The 15,434-nt window shown below is 48.5% G+C and carries 9 protein-coding genes; 3 read left to right on the forward strand and 6 right to left on the reverse strand.

Translation table 11 applies throughout. From position 1 onward, the window contains the following. The coding region (locus QZT80_RS23970) for a pectinesterase family protein (RefSeq protein WP_295128456.1) at positions 1 to 837 on the reverse strand (837 nt) is incomplete at its 3' end. A gap of 174 nt (positions 838 to 1,011) precedes the next feature. On the opposite strand from QZT80_RS23970, the gene QZT80_RS23975 reads away from it, so the two are divergent. Further along, the gene (locus QZT80_RS23975; RefSeq protein ID WP_295128459.1) at positions 1,012 to 2,010 is read left to right on the forward strand and encodes a glycoside hydrolase family 43 protein; all 999 of its coding nucleotides are present in this window, start codon (positions 1,012 to 1,014) and stop codon (positions 2,008 to 2,010) included. Between the two features lie 38 nt (positions 2,011 to 2,048). On the opposite strand, the gene QZT80_RS23980 is transcribed toward QZT80_RS23975, so the two are convergent. Continuing rightward, positions 2,049 to 2,507, reverse strand: coding sequence for a hypothetical protein (locus tag QZT80_RS23980; RefSeq protein ID WP_295128462.1), 459 nt, complete (start codon positions 2,505 to 2,507; stop codon positions 2,049 to 2,051). A gap of 86 nt (positions 2,508 to 2,593) precedes the next feature. On the opposite strand from QZT80_RS23980, the gene QZT80_RS23985 reads away from it, so the two are divergent. Together QZT80_RS23985 and QZT80_RS23990 are read left to right on the forward strand one after the other, a co-directional pair. Beyond that, positions 2,594 to 3,403, forward strand: a complete 810-nt coding sequence (locus QZT80_RS23985; RefSeq protein ID WP_295128465.1) for an ATP-grasp domain-containing protein — start codon at positions 2,594 to 2,596, stop codon at positions 3,401 to 3,403. 764 nt (positions 3,404 to 4,167) lie between these two features. Next, the gene (locus QZT80_RS23990; protein WP_295128468.1) at positions 4,168 to 6,312 is read left to right on the forward strand and encodes a GH92 family glycosyl hydrolase; all 2,145 of its coding nucleotides are present in this window, start codon (positions 4,168 to 4,170) and stop codon (positions 6,310 to 6,312) included. Positions 6,313 to 6,465: 153 nt separating this feature from the next. Here the strand turns inward: QZT80_RS23990 and QZT80_RS23995 are convergent, their stop codons facing one another. The 4 genes from QZT80_RS23995 to QZT80_RS24010 are packed head-to-tail and all read right to left on the reverse strand — an operon-like array spanning position 6,466 to position 15,419. Next, positions 6,466 to 11,355, reverse strand: a complete 4,890-nt coding sequence (locus QZT80_RS23995; RefSeq protein ID WP_295128471.1) for a pYEATS domain-containing protein — start codon at positions 11,353 to 11,355, stop codon at positions 6,466 to 6,468. Between the two features lie 2 nt (positions 11,356 to 11,357). Then, positions 11,358 to 12,563, reverse strand: a complete 1,206-nt coding sequence (locus QZT80_RS24000) for a hypothetical protein (protein ID WP_295128474.1) — start codon at positions 12,561 to 12,563, stop codon at positions 11,358 to 11,360. Then, positions 12,563 to 13,699: a MoxR family ATPase gene (locus tag QZT80_RS24005; RefSeq protein ID WP_295128477.1), complete on the reverse strand. Its 1,137-nt coding sequence runs from the start codon at positions 13,697 to 13,699 to the stop codon at positions 12,563 to 12,565. Before QZT80_RS24005 ends, QZT80_RS24000 begins: the two co-directional genes overlap by 1 nt. Before the next feature lie 19 nt (positions 13,700 to 13,718). Continuing rightward, positions 13,719 to 15,419, reverse strand: a complete 1,701-nt coding sequence (locus QZT80_RS24010; RefSeq protein WP_295128479.1) for a caspase family protein — start codon at positions 15,417 to 15,419, stop codon at positions 13,719 to 13,721. Positions 15,420 to 15,434 lie beyond the last annotated feature (15 nt).

Raw genomic sequence — 15,434 nt, forward strand, 5'->3', positions numbered from 1 at the left:
CCCCATCACCGTATTGATGAATACTGTTTTGGCGTTCGGCCTCCAGGGCCGGCCGAGGTAACATTTCTTTACCGTACTATCGGCTATTAATTTACAGTCGAGGAACACGTAGCCGAAACGCTGCTCAACTGATGTGGCGGCAGCGGTTATATAGGAGTCAGATAAACTTTTGATGGTGCAGCGGGAGAATACGCAGGTGGCCTCTCCGAATATGAAGTCGGTAGTGCCTTCTATGTAACAATTCTCGTAATACTGGCGACTGCCGGACGTGGCAGTAAACACGGTATCCTGGTTGCCCAGCAGGCGGCAGTTGCGGACGATGGCGCGGTCGCCTTCCACGTGTAAAGCGACTGCCTGCCCTACCCTGCCGGCTGTATTACTGATCGTGAGATTTTCGGCTACAAAGTCGTCGCCCTGCACCAGTACGGTGTAAGAGGTGTAAGTGCTGTACTTCGCCCGGCCAAACGCATCTTTCCCGCCAGGGTATTCCTTTCCGGAGTAGTCGGCGTTGGTGATGATCGTATTGGCGGCGTTCTCTCCTACCAGTGATATTCTTTTCTTCCAGGATGGGATGATGAGTTTTTCCCGGTAAATACCGGGTTTGATGTGGATGATTACCTGCTCCTGCGACAAGTCCCGCACGGCGTTCACGGCCTCCTGTATGGTGACATAATCGCCGCTGCCATCCTGGGATACGGTTAGTTCTTTCGGATAAGGCGGTATGACTTTTTGCCCCTGCTGCCGCAATTTTACCTTCCAGGCCGTGTCGGTGCTGGTTTGCTGGGCAAAGGCGTTAAGGATGGCCAGTGTGGCTATTATAGAAAGGACAAACTTCATAACGGGCGAATTTAATAACCGGCCATTTAGGACCGCTACTGCATAATACATATAAGTTGGCAGCTGTTCTCAAAAAGCTATGCAAACGTTGCCGGGCCGCTCATACCGTTTGTCTTTCATCTACCTCACAAATTCACTATCTTATCGCCTGCTTACGCAATAAAGCTTTCCACCATGAAAAGATACCTTACTACGATAACCGGCTGCCTACTCTTCTCCACCCTGGCTTTTGCCCAGCAGAGAAATCCGGTCACCGTCAGAACTGTTCCGCTAGACTCTATACGTTTAAGCGATCCGTTTATATTAGCAGATAAAAAATCGGATCAATACTACATGACCGGTACCGGTGGTATGTTATGGAAGAGTAAAGACCTGAAACAATGGACTGGCCCCTACCGCGTGGCCCAAACCGACAGTACATCCTGGATGGGGCCGAATCCTATGATATGGGCTGCGGAAATACATGCTTACAAAAACAAGTACTACTACTTCGCCACCTTTACGAACCGGGCAGTGAAGATCGATACCGTTAAGGGCAACGTGATAGAACGCCGTGCCAGTCATGTGTTGGTGAGTGATAAACCTGACGGGCCTTACGTACCGATGAAAGATCCAACGTATCTGCCCGCGAATAAACCCACGCTTGATGGTACATTTTGGATAGATAAGGATGGTAAACCTTACATGATCTACTGCTACGAATGGCTGCAAAACCTCGACGGCACCATGGAAAAGATCGAGCTAAAGCCCGACCTGAGCGGTTCTATTGGAGAAGGCAAACTGCTGTTCCGCGCCAGTGAAGCACCCTGGAGCAGGGAGAAAGACGAAAATGGCAACGACCGTCCGAATAAAGTAACGGATGGCCCTTACCTGTTCAATACGGGCACTGGTCGACTGGGTATGATATGGACCAGCTGGATATACGACGTATACACCCAGGGCGTGGTGTACTCCCAAAGCGGCACGCTCGACGGTCCATGGGTACAGGAGCCCGAGCCCATCACCCCGCCTAACTTTGGTCATGGTATGTTGTTCAAAACCTTTGATGGACGGCTGCTAATGTCGGTGCATAGCCATAAGGAAGTGAATGGGCGTACAGTACGTGTGCCTCACCTGTTTACGGTAAGGCTGGATGGTGATAAACTGGAAGTTGGGCGGGCGTGGAATCCGTAGCATTTTTCCTGATAAGCAGGCAGCAGTCATAAAGATGTTTATCCATCAATATGCACCTCGTCTGGCTCCTCTCCGATAAATCCTATTGTGATCAGGTGGTTATCGTCGTGTACTGACGAAAAGGCGAGTTCCCATTCGTAATCAGGTTTTTCTGGCTGTGGCAGCCGAATATGTTCTAACTCCAATTCCTTCGAAAAATCAACTATAATAAACTCCTCATTGAAATGCCTGAACTCTTCCTCGATCAGGTGTTTTACCTTTTCGGTATAGGCTGGATAATTCTGCTGCAGCTGCCTGTAAAAAGCCCGCTGATGCTCAGTTGGTCCGGATTCATCAGCAGGAATAAGACAATCTATAGGATGACCATCGGGGGAAAAGTTGACCTTCGATTCGAAGTAGCTATCATGCTTCCCGAAATCTAAGAACCTGATTTCACCAAACAGTTCGTCGTGCAGTATTATTTTCTTCTTCTTTTTGAACAGACCAAAGAATGCCATGTAGAGAGGTGATTTGTTGTTTAAAATTAGTTTTTATTTTCTGGATACGAGAGCCTAGTGGATAAATTCCTTAATTTGCACAAGTCATGAAACAATATCCCAATATCCAGTGGGTGGTACAACGTAACCTTACCAGCCCCGGCAATTTCGAAGATCTTCAGTCTGCCTGTAACGTACTTAACATCCCGTTCGTGGCAATTGACATTATCCCTTTCGCCTCATCGCTTCCCGCATTCAGTCGTGAACGTGCGTCCATTCTCTACGGATCAACAACCTTCAATTATCTAGCCACACAGGATGAAGATCTCCGTAAAGGAATATTTTTTGACGAAATCAGCTTCTCCATCGAAAACTACATTTCTAAATGGGGACAGCATATGCTCAATGGCGATGCAACCATTACCACATTTAAAGAGCTTATCGAAAGCAATAAATATCCGGCAGACAAACAACTGTTCATCCGCCCGAATGACGACAGCAAATCCTTTGCCGGCGAAGTAAAAGCCTTTGGCGAGATAGCGCGCTGGTACGAGCAACTGAAAGCAGTAGAAAACACAAACCTGACGCCCGACAGTCCCATTGTTGCCGGCGAGCCCTATAACATCGCCGCCGAATGGCGCCTTTGGATCGTCAACAAAGAAGTAGTAGCCGCTTCAAAATACAGGGAGTACTTCCGGCTAAAAAAAGAAGAAGGCTGCCCCGATCCCGTAAAAGCTTTTGCAGAAGCGAGGTGCCGTGAGTATGCTCCGCACGATGTATTTGTTATGGACATTTGCCTTTGCGGCGATACTTATTACATCGTCGAATGTGGATCGATGAATGGCGCCGGGTTTTATAATGCGCGGATTGAGGATATTGTGGAGGCGGTGTCGGGGTATTTTGTAGGGGTGGTATAATGGAAGTACATTTTGGATTAGCCACTCCAGCAAACATCTTCGCGGCGATGTGGTGTAACAAGACATGTTTCCCCCACCGTTCAACTATCGCTTCAGTAAAATCTTCGCGAGACGATGAGGTGTAGTGAGGCACGCTCCCCCGCCGTCATTGCGAACGGAGTGAAGCAACCCGTCGCTCCAGTAAAAAGCTGAGAAGTGAGGCAAGTTATTATTTCAGAAAACGCTGTTATCATCGCGCTCACCCCGCCCCCGCGAGCCTCTCCCCGCCCTTACAAACCTCTAACAACGCAAGCACACTATCGCCATGTATTGATATCCGTTATTTTCAGAATTTTTACTGAAGCGACGGGTTGCTTCACTCCGTTCGCAATGACGACGAGGTGTGTCGCAATGGCGACGCGGCTACGAACGACGAACGTATAAAATCTTCACGAGACGATGAGCTGCAGTGAGTCCCGCCGCTCAACTCTCGATTCAATCCCCCCACGAGACAATAAGGTACAATGAGGCACCCATCATCGCGAACAAAGTAGGTTTACTCATCATCCCCTCAATAACTCGCAAAAATTAACATAAACCACCATCTGTCCCTGCTAAATTTCCTATCTCCCCATCTCCTTTACCCTGCTACCTATCAATCCTTCAAACCTCACATTTAGCAATACTTTCAATACTTTTCTACCAACCGCTGATGTAATTTTCGCGTACACAAGAGCGTGAACCAACTACATTTGCATCGACCAAAAGAAATACATTTCACGCTCATGAACAACCTTTTCCGAATAGCTTCACTGCTGTTGCTGGCAGCCACTTCTGTTAAGGGGCAACAAACATCGCCTCATACGAAATATGTAAATACTTTTATTGGTACGGCACCACTTACTGATCCGAAAATTCTCGGGTATGAACTGCCCGAGGGGTGGCGATCATGGTCAGGACTTACATTCCCTGGCAGCTCACTGCCAAATGCGATGGTACAACTGAGTCCGATGACGGAATATGGTTCTGGTGCGGGATATGAGTATGAGGACGATATGATTTATGGGTTTACGCATACAAATAAGGGGCATTGGAATTTGTGTAATATTCCCGTGTTGCCGCTGTCGAAGCCGGGCGAAAAGCTGGGATCTCATTTTTCTCATCAGAAAGAAAGTGCTTCGCCGGGATTTTACCAGGTGTACCTGGATGATTACAATGTGAATGTGAGCCTTACTTCTACGCTGCGTTGCGGGTATCATAAGTATGAGTACAAAAGCAACAATGACAGGCAAATACTGTTCGACCTGGCACGGTCTAATAACCGGGTGAATAACTGGAACATTGAACAGGTGGGAAACAATGCAGTGCAGGGGTTTCAGCAAACGGGCGAGCGCATCTACTTCTATGCCCAACTAAATACTAACATTGCAAAAGTTGATAAAACAAACGAAGGGCAACGGAATGGTCGCGCGATCGTGCATTTACAGGATGGTAGTACGAAAGCGGTAGAAATGAAGATAGGTCTGTCGTTTGTGAGTACGGAAAATGCGAAAGAGAATTTGCAGAAAGAGATTGGCAATAAATCATTTGCAGATATTCGTACTGCTGCAAACCGTGAATGGGAGCAGGTTCTATCGAGGATAACATTGAAGGGCGGAACGGAGAAACAGAAGCAGATGCTGTACTCCAGCCTGTACCGCTCGCTGTTATGGCCGGCTTTACGCAGTGATGTGAACGGCGAATTCACGGATGCAAAACGTAAAGTGGTAAAGGCTGATTTCAATTACTATACGGAACCTTCTTTATGGGATACTTATCGTAATAAAGATGTATTACTCGGCTTAATGTCGCCAAAAGTAGCGCTGGACGTGATTAAGTCGATGAAAGATGTAGGCGACAAAACAGGTTTTATTCCCACCTTCTTCCATGGTGACCATGGCGCGTCTTCAATCGCAGGGGCTTATTTAAGGGGAATTGACAACTTCGATATCAAAGGCACTTACGAGATATTATTGAGAAACGCCAATGTATCGGGCGGCGCACGTCCTTACATTAAGGAGTATATTGAAAAAGGATATATTCCTGATCCGGACGTTAAGAACCCGCACGTGGAAACGAAAGCGGCGGCAGGCGTGTCTAAAACACTGGAGTACTCGTACGATGATTACTCACTGGCGCTGATCGCGAAGAAGCTGGGTGATACGGCCAACTACCGTATACTCATGGCGCGTTCGAAGAACTATAAAAACATGTTTGATCCGGCAACCAGGTTCATGAGGGGACGGCTGGAAGATGGCAGCTGGATCACACCCTTCAATCCCCAGTACCCTTATTACGAGTACATGTACAGGGAGGCTAACGCCTGGCAGGTATCGTTTTTTGCGCCGCATGATATGAAGGGACTGGTGGAGTTATATGGCGGTGCTGCAGGCTTTGAATCTAAATTGGATTCGTTGTTTACGTTGCCCTGGAACCCTAAACACATTGCCCGTAACGTGGAAACGATGATCGGTCAGTATTGCCACGGCAACCAGCCCGACCACGAAGCTCCGTTCGCGTATTACTTTATCGGTAAACCCGAGAAGTCGCAAAAGATGCTCGACACCATCCTGAACAGCCTGTACGGCATAGGCCCCGAAGGTCTTGCGCTGTGCGGCATGGACGATGCAGGGGAAATGTCGGCCTGGTACGTACTGAGCGCATTAGGTTTATACACCTTCTCGGCCACCGATCCGGAATACCTGGTGAGTGTGCCTTTGTTTGATGAAGTGAAATGGAAAACCAACAGCGGTAAAACCATTACGATCACCAAAACCGGTAAGAGCCGCGACCTGAAAACGATTAAGGTAGATGGCGTGGTACAGAACGGTTACTTCGTCAACCATTCGATATTTAAGAACGGTGCGAAAATAGAGATCGTCACGAAATAAGTTGATAAGAGCCTCGCAGCGATGCGGGGCTTTTTTATGTGGTCAACATCGCAACACCTCCGGCATGTCGGATATCACTTTCTATCATCCATCAACCGGAGGGGATGGGAAAGTATATTCCCGGGCTGCAGAACGCGGCAAAAATATGATCTCTCATCGTTCTTTATAATAAAAACCTTCAGGCGCATCCTTCACCTGGTTAAGATCGAGTTCGAGCAGTGTACCATCCTCTGTATAAGCACCTACCGCAAAGGCTTCATAAGCAGTAACGCTGACAGATGCTTCTCCATTAAGCGCGCGGCGGAATTTAATCTGGTTATTGAATGAATCGTGGATGAAGAAGGCCACGTCGCCCATAAGTGGTGTATTATTAGTGGAGGCTACACGCAGCTTTATTTTAAAGAGGCCTGGCAATAAAGATTTCTTTACTGAAGCGCTGAGCGCTTTGCCATTGACGTGAAACGCCCCACCCCAGCGACCTTTTTGCAGATCATCTTTTATGCGGACTGGCGTGCTGTTGTACAACTCCTTTACCTTCGACTTAAAAACATCCATTACATCCTGGTAATAAAAGCCGTCCGGGAAACCGGGCGCGTTGTTCAGATCGAGTTCGAGCATGGTGCCGTCGGAGGTGTAAGCACCTGTGGTAAACGCTTCGTAGGCACTCACGTTAATCAAGGCCCTGCCCTTTTCGACGGTTGTGTATTTTATTTCTTCATCGAAAGAATCGTGCAGGAAGAATGCCACTTCGGTACCTGGTGGTATATCGCCTTTGAAGTCTGCATAAATCGTAACAGAGTAGAAACCGGGGATCAGGTTCTTTCGTTTGACGCTGGCATGCAGCATCCAATTATTAGCGGTCGACTCGCCACCCCAGCGGTTCTTCTGGGGATCGTCCTCAAACGCTACTTTGCGGGATTCGTACAGACCTTGCACCTTTTGCCGGAAAGTTTGCTCCTGTTTGGGAGTTTCAGGCCCCCAGTCGAAAAAGACCGGCACGTTGATAGAAACATCCGCATTCACCGGGAAAGTGGCCGCTGGCGGGGCAGGCCGCTGCCTCCATGGATACTTCTTCACCGGAACGGATAACACTTCGGCTGTCGACACAAATAGTCTGACATAGTCCGAAAGTCCCTGTTCCCCGATGTCCGTATCCGGACCGGGACGAAAAACGTTGTTATTAACTCTCTCCATTATATACCTGTCGATGTCTATCGTTATTACATCGCCTTTCCGGAGATGCATAACGCCTGTGGTAATGTCATGCACATCAAATCCCCGGTCGAAATACAATCCACGAACATAACACTCCTTTAAACTACTGCCCTCTGCAATGCTTACGTTACACATCAGGGCAGGATATGCGCCGATGTTACGCGACAGCAAAATGGATGATGGGTTCTGGTATTCTGAAAATTCTCTTTCTGATATCCGTTTCTGTTTAAGTTCATCAGCCACTAAGAACGTAACGTTCAAATCTTCTCTTTTGATGCCTCTGCCCGGGTAATAATAGTCTACCATGGCCATCCACTCGCATATGCTCTGCATCTGCTTTACCAGTTCCGCTTCTGTTTTCACGCTCTCCAATACCTGAGCCGGGTCACCACGCCTCAGATCAAAAGTGAGATAAAAACCACCATAACCATAGTCAATAACGTAGTATGCATAAATTTCTTCATAAACAAAATCTATATACGGAATATGCTGGCGTTCTATCTCCTGCAGTATATTTGTCTTTGCCTGGTTGGGTACGTTTTTACTAAAAGCGACCCTCACCTCCGGAATTTTACGCTCAACAAGCATGGCTTCAGCGCTTTCCGTTTCAGCCCTGCCTTCAAGGCCGGTCAAAAGTGAGTAATCCTCTCCTACTTCACCTATAAGGGCCAAACTTCCATCCTGCAAATAAAAATAAGTACCTGTGAAATTGACAGATGGTTTTAGGCCATTTCGTAAGCCTGCATTTGCCACCCAGCTATTCAGGTTTTTATTGAACGATATGTAATAGGCTACATTTTTACGAAGACGGTTTGTAAATACAACATGGTCCTGCCAGTTACGCACATCCGTTTTAGCTGATAGTGTTAGCCTTTCTCCCCAACTTAGCATTTTTATCCGTAACCTGTCGAGAAGGCCCTGGTAAGTGAGTTCGCCGCCATCGGCATGCAGTACGTCCAATAATTCAGTAAAAAATTCATTCCCGGCTGTGAAAGTAAATTCTGTAGACAATTCTCTTTTTATCAAAACGAAGTGCTTCAGTCCGTCATAACGGTTTGGGGTTGTGTTAGCCCGTCCACGGCCGGCTGCCAGGTAACCATGAACGTCGCAGATGACGATCAGGTTTACATTTTTATCTTTAAATCGATTTACCAACCTGTGAAACACAAAACTATCGGCACGCATCATTGCATAATCTGCATCTTCCCCGAAACAAAATTCATCATCTTCGTTATTCCTATCCTTCCGGTAAAGTACTCCGGAATAAAAAATCACGCACGTATCCCCATCTTCTGCGGCCGCCAGTTCATCAATTGCGCTCAGTGCAACAGCCCTGGTTGCGCCGGGTAAAACATTTACTTTCACTTCCTTTTGAAGCTGCTCACGCTGTGCCGTAAGCCATTCGCCGAACTTCCCGGCATTGTCGTTACAATATTCCAGTGTACGTCCACCCGGTTCCTGGTTTATCCCTAAACAGACAGCCCTGATCGTATTCGTTTTCTTTTGCTCCTTTTGCTCCTTCTTCTCCACCATCTTAAACTTCCAGGACATCAACTGTCCCCTTTCTATCCACGGTGCCTGAAAGTACCTGATCACTCCCTGTGGGGCATCTTCCATACGAAGGTCCCCCGCCATCGGCATTTGTTCATATTCCTCCCAACTTCCCCCCTTAATGATATCCTTAAAGAATGACACTCCGAATTCAGCACTATAACCATCGTCTACCGTCCCTAAACCGCCCAGGGCCCTGCAGCCGGCCATTTGTGCGATCCAGTTTGCTGCATGCGCAGAATTACAGGTATTCAGGAACACCACCTGCATGTTACGCTGAAACTCCAGCAATGGTATTAAATCAAATACCGGAAATGTTCCGTCTTCCAACACCATATTTCCGGCTTCGTCCAGCCCGGAATAATAAAATAACTCAACCCTGTCTCTGTATTCGATATTGGTAAGGAAATCTGACAGCGTTTTTTTATCTGCATAATTGAGTATCACAAAGTCTGTCATCCCCTCATCCGTATGGGCCGACAGCAATTCTCCTATCTCCGCCTGCTCATCTTCCAGAAACTTGAGTCGCTTGTGCGGGTCCGAGAACAGCAGCAGGAACACAGGTTTTTCGTGCCTGCCGGATGAGCGTTGTTCTATTTCAAGTAATACCTCGCTCTTTTCCATTTCCCGGTTATTAAGGAAGTCGCGCCGGTACTCATTGATCGCCCGTTCCATATCGCCGTTCATCACCCCATCTACATAATCGTGATAATAGCCTTCCCTCTGCAAACCAACCTGTAAGCGAGCGGTGAGTGCGGCGTCCGGGAGCAACGTTGCATCCATCATTTCCGGGGAAGCCCAGATCTGCGGAGCATGTTCATTGCGTAAGCGCGGGGCAGATTCCCCGTAAAGCGCACGCACCTGCGGCATTGTTTCAAACCCTTTTACTGCCATGCACATCAGGCTGCGAATACTTAACTGGCCCTGTTTGCGCTTTAGCTGCCGCACAAATTCATAGGTAAAAAAGGAATAAGCCTTCTCCTGTATCGGCTCCCTCTCCTGGTCATACGGCTGTTGTGAATGATAAGAACTGGTAATAACCGCACGTCCCATACCCATGGCTATATTCATCCACTGATGTGTTCCTGGAAAAGGCATCTCCAGCATCAGGACTACCTGCCTGCTTTTCAATTCCGATATAGCCGTATTTAATTCTTTATAAGTGATTTCCTGCTCTCCTATCCATAATGAACCGGGGTTTTCTATCTCCGGCGTACTGTTGCAGGAGAAATAAATGAAAACGATATCATTCCCGCTCACGTCGGCTGCCATCTTTGCGAGGTACTGCATAATCATCTCCTTACCCGCGCCTATCACAGTTTTCATTTCCAGTCTTTCAGCTTCCATGATATCACGCAGGCCGTTCTCCATCAACAAAGCATCATTTTCTGTGCGACGTCCACTCAACTGATCATCAGCGCCCACCACTAAAGCCCACAATTTCGGTTGCCCTGCCTCCTTCAACTTCGACATCACACTCCGCTCTATCTTTACCGGCAATGCGCCTTCCTGCTTTTCCGTAACCCAATTACTCAAATCCCTGTGTGCGTCCAGCAAACCGGCAAACTGCCCGAAATGCTGCTGCACCAGTGCGCGACCAGCCTCTAACCACTGGCTCTCGCGTTTAAACTCCTGTAACGTACTATCCTGCTCGGGCAGTACCCGCTCCAACCGCTTGTGCGTTTTTGTAAATGCGTCGATGGCCCTTAACAATGAAGTTTCATTTCGTTCATTTGCCGCGTTAGTAATCCTCGTTTTCAACAATGCGGCTACCTTTTCCGGTTTGAAGAACGACAGCACATCCAACTGCTGCGTATCCAAGTAATGCTCACCCCATATCTGGCTGCCGGGGTTCGGCCGCTGATAGTACTCCTGCAAAAAGTGACCAATTACTTCAATAGGCCGAAACCCGCGTACACGCTCACTATCGTCGGCTTCCACTTTCAGCCATTCGAGGAAAGCAAGGCGTATGTCCTGGTGCATTTCATAGAGTTCGTAACCTACATCATGGCAAAGCGGTGATAACAGGATGTCTGACACTGCTATACGATGAATGGTAACGGGTTTACCGCTCCAGGTATAGGCATTGAAGTTCTGCCACATCTTGTACAACATGTCGGGGGTAAGCAGCCCGGGTACAGCGGCATAAGCGGCCATCAGGAAGTGGCCGTACTTGTAGTGCCCGTAGTACTGCTCCACATACCGGCCATAAAACCATTCAACTTTATGGCGGTCAGTGGCAGACAATTTATCTATCGGAAAACCGGGAGGTAACATACTTATTTTTTTTGCTTAAAGATGGCGCGCAACGTGTCCTGGAAATTGTAGGTATCCTGTTCTAACATCGGCACCATATTGAGGTTTTTGATACCGGCTGCCGCTGTGTTATCCCAGCGATGCCGGGGAACGGGGTTGAGCCACAATACCTTTGCACAGCGTTTTCTTACTTCTTCTAAAAAAGCAGCCGTTTGCTGCTGCCGCCTTTCTACCACCACTTTGTCGGTATTACCCCTCGCCGCACCGGCATCGCTGATGATCACCGCAGTGGTTACACAACTGTTCGCCTGTCGCAGCGCTTCGTCGATCTTCACCGGAGCGGAAAGATTAGGTTTCCGGTAAACGTAAGCCGTCGGAAAGTTCTGGAAGTAAAATACCGGCGCGCGGGCATGCCCGCCTTCGTGCTGCGCGGTGTATATCAGCCTGCTGCTTAATTCATGAAAAGGTGCCATAGAGCCATGTACATCGGCCAGTATGATCAGTGTGTCCTGGCGGTTACGCAGCCCCTGTTTGTATACCGGCTCCAGGAACAGCCCTTCCCTGGCAATTTTGAATGCAGTAGCCGGTATATCCAGTTCTGTAGAACGGTCGGTGCGTTCTTTGTAACGGAGGAACTGCCAGCCTTTCACCATATTGCGGCGGTTGAGGGGAAAATATTCATCGCTGTGTAAAAACCGGGCTTCCTCGCCATAACGTTCTTCGTCTGTTCCTTCGTCGGCGGTTATGTTCCAGGGCGTTTTGTAATACATCTCTCCTGTTTCCATCGCCTTTTCTCTCCCGGGTTCTTTCGGCGGCGGAGGCGGAGCTTCCTCATCGTCCTCCTGGCTTTCATTGTCGCGCGGCACCGCCATAGGCTCCGGAACATCACCTGCATCCGCTTTTGGCGGTGCCTGCGCACCCGGTGCTACTGTTTCCCTGGCAGCCTGTTCGGCCCTTTCCAGGCCGGCACGCAACATATTGACCAGTCGCTCGCCCTCAAAACGTATCGCCGTATCCAGCAGTTCATTAAAACGTTTGTGATCACGATGGTCCTGCAGGTACAGCACATTACAGAGCGCACGGAACGACTTTAAATCCTCTTCCAGCGGGATCAATCCGTTCTGCAAAGCGTCGATGAACATTTTATATTTATCGATCCAGCGCTCATAGCTGAGCGACGTTTCAATCGCTTTAAAGAAGTTCCAGAATATCAGGGGATGCTCGTTCATCAGTTACTGTTATTAACCTCTGTGGCGGCCTTTTTATAATCGTTTTCCCGTTGTTTAACAGATGACTGTGTTTTGAGCAAAGCCTGGTAGAACAGCGGTAGTTTTTCGAGGTCTTGTTCCGGCGAGGTGATCAGGCCGGCTTTTAGTTCATGATGATAGGCCGCCAGCCAGTCGAGCATTTCGCTGGTAGATACCATTTTGCTGTCGGACGGGCTTACCGCCACCTTCGCCCGCTGTGCATGGATCACTTCAATGGCTTTCTTCACGAAAGTGCCATGTTCCTCAACCAGTCCCGGTATATGCGCCTTCACGATATCCACGATCTGTTCGTCGTTCGGGAACTTGATGAACATGAACAGGCAGCGGCGCAGGAAGGCCTCGGGCAGTTCGCGTTCGTCGTTACTGGTAATGAAAATAATGGGCGGATAACGGGCCTCTATTGTTTCACCGGTTTCGGATTCGGGGATGGTGAAGCGGCGTTCATCGAGTTCGAGCAGTAAGTCATTCGGGAAGTCAATATCCGCTTTATCAATTTCGTCGATCAGCAGGATCGAAGGGTTTTCTTTGGTAGAGGTGAGAAACGCCTTTGCGAGCGGGCCGAAGCTGCGGTACTGCAACAGGTCTTCTTTTTCTCCACTTCCATTTTTCAGTTGGGAGTTACGCAGGCGCGCCACGTGATCGAAGTGGTACAAACCATCTACCGCTCGGGAGGTAGACTTCACATGCCATTCAAAAAAGTGTTCGCGGTAATTCTCCCCGTACCAGTCGAACGCCACCGACTTGGCCAACTGCGTTTTTCCGCTGCCGGGTTCTCCTTTTAACAGGATGGGGCGGCGCAGTATCTGCACCAGCCGCACGATCTGCTCAAGATTATCATCCACAATGTACGGTGGTAGCGGCTTGCTCTTTACCGTTAATGGTTTGCCACCGGCATCTGTTTTTTGCACAAATCCTCCGGTTTTGCTTATGCCATCGTACACAAATTCGGACACCGGCAACTCCGGCTCCACGGCCGCGATCATATCTTTCCCGTCTGTTCCCTTCTGGATAAACCGGTGGGATACCTTCGGAAATCCTTCCCTGGTAGTGGGATACATGATGATACCATTGCTATCATATCTCCTTTTATCTGACATAGTATAAGCGTTTGAATGTTTAATGCCATAAATGATTAGCGAGTTCTTCGCGGCTTACGCCCAGTTTCTCACTGACTTTAACAATAAAATCTTCCAGGTGACAGGATTGTTCTTCATCGAAATAATCGTCTACATTGAGCGCCTGGAAGTTGACCGACTGTATATGCTTTGCTGCGTTATCGTACCACTCGCCTGCCAGTAAGGGCCTTAGTGCCTCCACCATATCCGCCACGATTACGTTCCTGTCGGTGCCCAGCACATTTACGAAGTCTTCCCGTTTAAAGAACTGCACACCACCACCCTGCCTGGTATCGGCCACCACTACAAATACACTGCTGAATACCACACCTTCTTCCTGCAGGGCTATTTTTGCTTTTTCCAGTTCTTCCTGTAATTCCTTACAGAACGAAATGATCTCCCTGCTCCTGTCGCCCGACTGAAAACTGCAACCCAGGAAGAACAGTAAAGGCCTGTGTTCTTCATCCGGCCGGCGTTTCAGCCGGTCTCGGATATACACGGCACATTGCTGTTTAATATTTTCATCCAGTTTTATATTGACATTGGCAGCCAGCACCGGCCAGATGCCATCGCCGGTTTTATCCGGTTCTACCACGATTTGCCAGTAATCTTTAAAATTGAAGAAGCGTTTCGGTTTCAGTTTTTCGAGCAACGCTTTGCCCTGTATCCGATGAATATTGAAGCGATCGCAAACGGTGGTGATAATGATCAGGTCTTCCTTTTTACCTCGTGCATATTCCCTGGCCAGCGCCAGCTTCTGCGATTCGAAGTTCAGGTATTCGATAAAAGAGCGGGAAAGCACGGAGGCCGGGGGTACATTGGGATCTTTCAACCGGAAGATGAACCGGCTGTTGCCCGATTCGGCCAGCGTTCCGTAAGCAGGCGTCTGCGAAAAGTTTTGCAGGCGCGAATTCATATTCGCCATTATCTCTATCTGCGCTTCTACGGCATCTATAAATGCGCGTTCCTCTATGAAAAACTTCGCGTTCGTATTAGCGTCCAGTTGCCGGCAAAGCACATCCGTAAACGGACTACTGCCATTGAGCGCTTCGTCGAGAACAGGTTCGCGGCTGGCGGCGGAAGTAAGGGCGTAACGGGAAAACTGGAGGTCGGGGTCGCTCATCTTTAAACCACCATGTACCACCCCGCTGCAACAACAATCCAGTATCAGCAAAATATCCCGGAAGGTTTTATTGGCCCGGTAATTACCAAAAAAGTTGTAAAGATTATTATGTTCCATCCAGGTGCTGGGATCGCCGATATCTGCACCGAAAGGCATGATATAGCCACCTAAAAGTCCCGGGAGGTTATCGCCATGACCGGCAAAGTAGATCAGCAGGTGATCATTTTCGGTCACCATTTTTCTAAGCGATAAAAGATGGGTGAGTATCGCGGTTTTAGTAGCGCGGTCGTTGTACAAACACATTATTTCCGGCGTACTGTAAGGCACTACAGTTACGCCTTTATATGCTGCGAGCGGTGCCGGCGGTGCCACCGGCCTGTCGAACGAATACTTCTCAAGTAATAATTCCACCAACCTGCCGGCATCTCTTACCGGCGTTTTCAGTGGTTCAAAACCTTTCTTTGCATCATATTGGTCTACGGCCACTACAAAAAGGTAGTACTTCCCCACAGGTACCTGCGGCCGTCCGCCTCCTTCGTCCGTATCCAGACCGCGTGTTATGTTATCCCTGTCCAACATTGTCCTTTTCTTTTA

This window comes from uncultured Chitinophaga sp. (assembly GCF_902168175.1).
GTDB lineage: Bacteria > Bacteroidota > Bacteroidia > Chitinophagales > Chitinophagaceae > Chitinophaga.

What these genes read in the sequence shown, in the direction of transcription:
- QZT80_RS23975 (WP_295128459.1), top strand. Translation starts at nt 1,012, where the DNA reads ATGAAAAGATACCTTACTACGATAACCGGCTGCCTACTCTTCTCCACC.
- QZT80_RS23980 (WP_295128462.1), bottom strand. Translation starts at nt 2,507, where the DNA reads ATGGCATTCTTTGGTCTGTTCAAAAAGAAGAAGAAAATAATACTGCAC.
- QZT80_RS23985 (WP_295128465.1), top strand. Translation starts at nt 2,594, where the DNA reads ATGAAACAATATCCCAATATCCAGTGGGTGGTACAACGTAACCTTACC.
- QZT80_RS23990 (WP_295128468.1), top strand. Translation starts at nt 4,168, where the DNA reads ATGAACAACCTTTTCCGAATAGCTTCACTGCTGTTGCTGGCAGCCACT.
- QZT80_RS23995 (WP_295128471.1), bottom strand. Translation starts at nt 11,355, where the DNA reads ATGTTACCTCCCGGTTTTCCGATAGATAAATTGTCTGCCACTGACCGC.
- QZT80_RS24000 (WP_295128474.1), bottom strand. Translation starts at nt 12,563, where the DNA reads ATGAACGAGCATCCCCTGATATTCTGGAACTTCTTTAAAGCGATTGAA.
- QZT80_RS24005 (WP_295128477.1), bottom strand. Translation starts at nt 13,699, where the DNA reads ATGTCAGATAAAAGGAGATATGATAGCAATGGTATCATCATGTATCCC.
- QZT80_RS24010 (WP_295128479.1), bottom strand. Translation starts at nt 15,419, where the DNA reads ATGTTGGACAGGGATAACATAACACGCGGTCTGGATACGGACGAAGGA.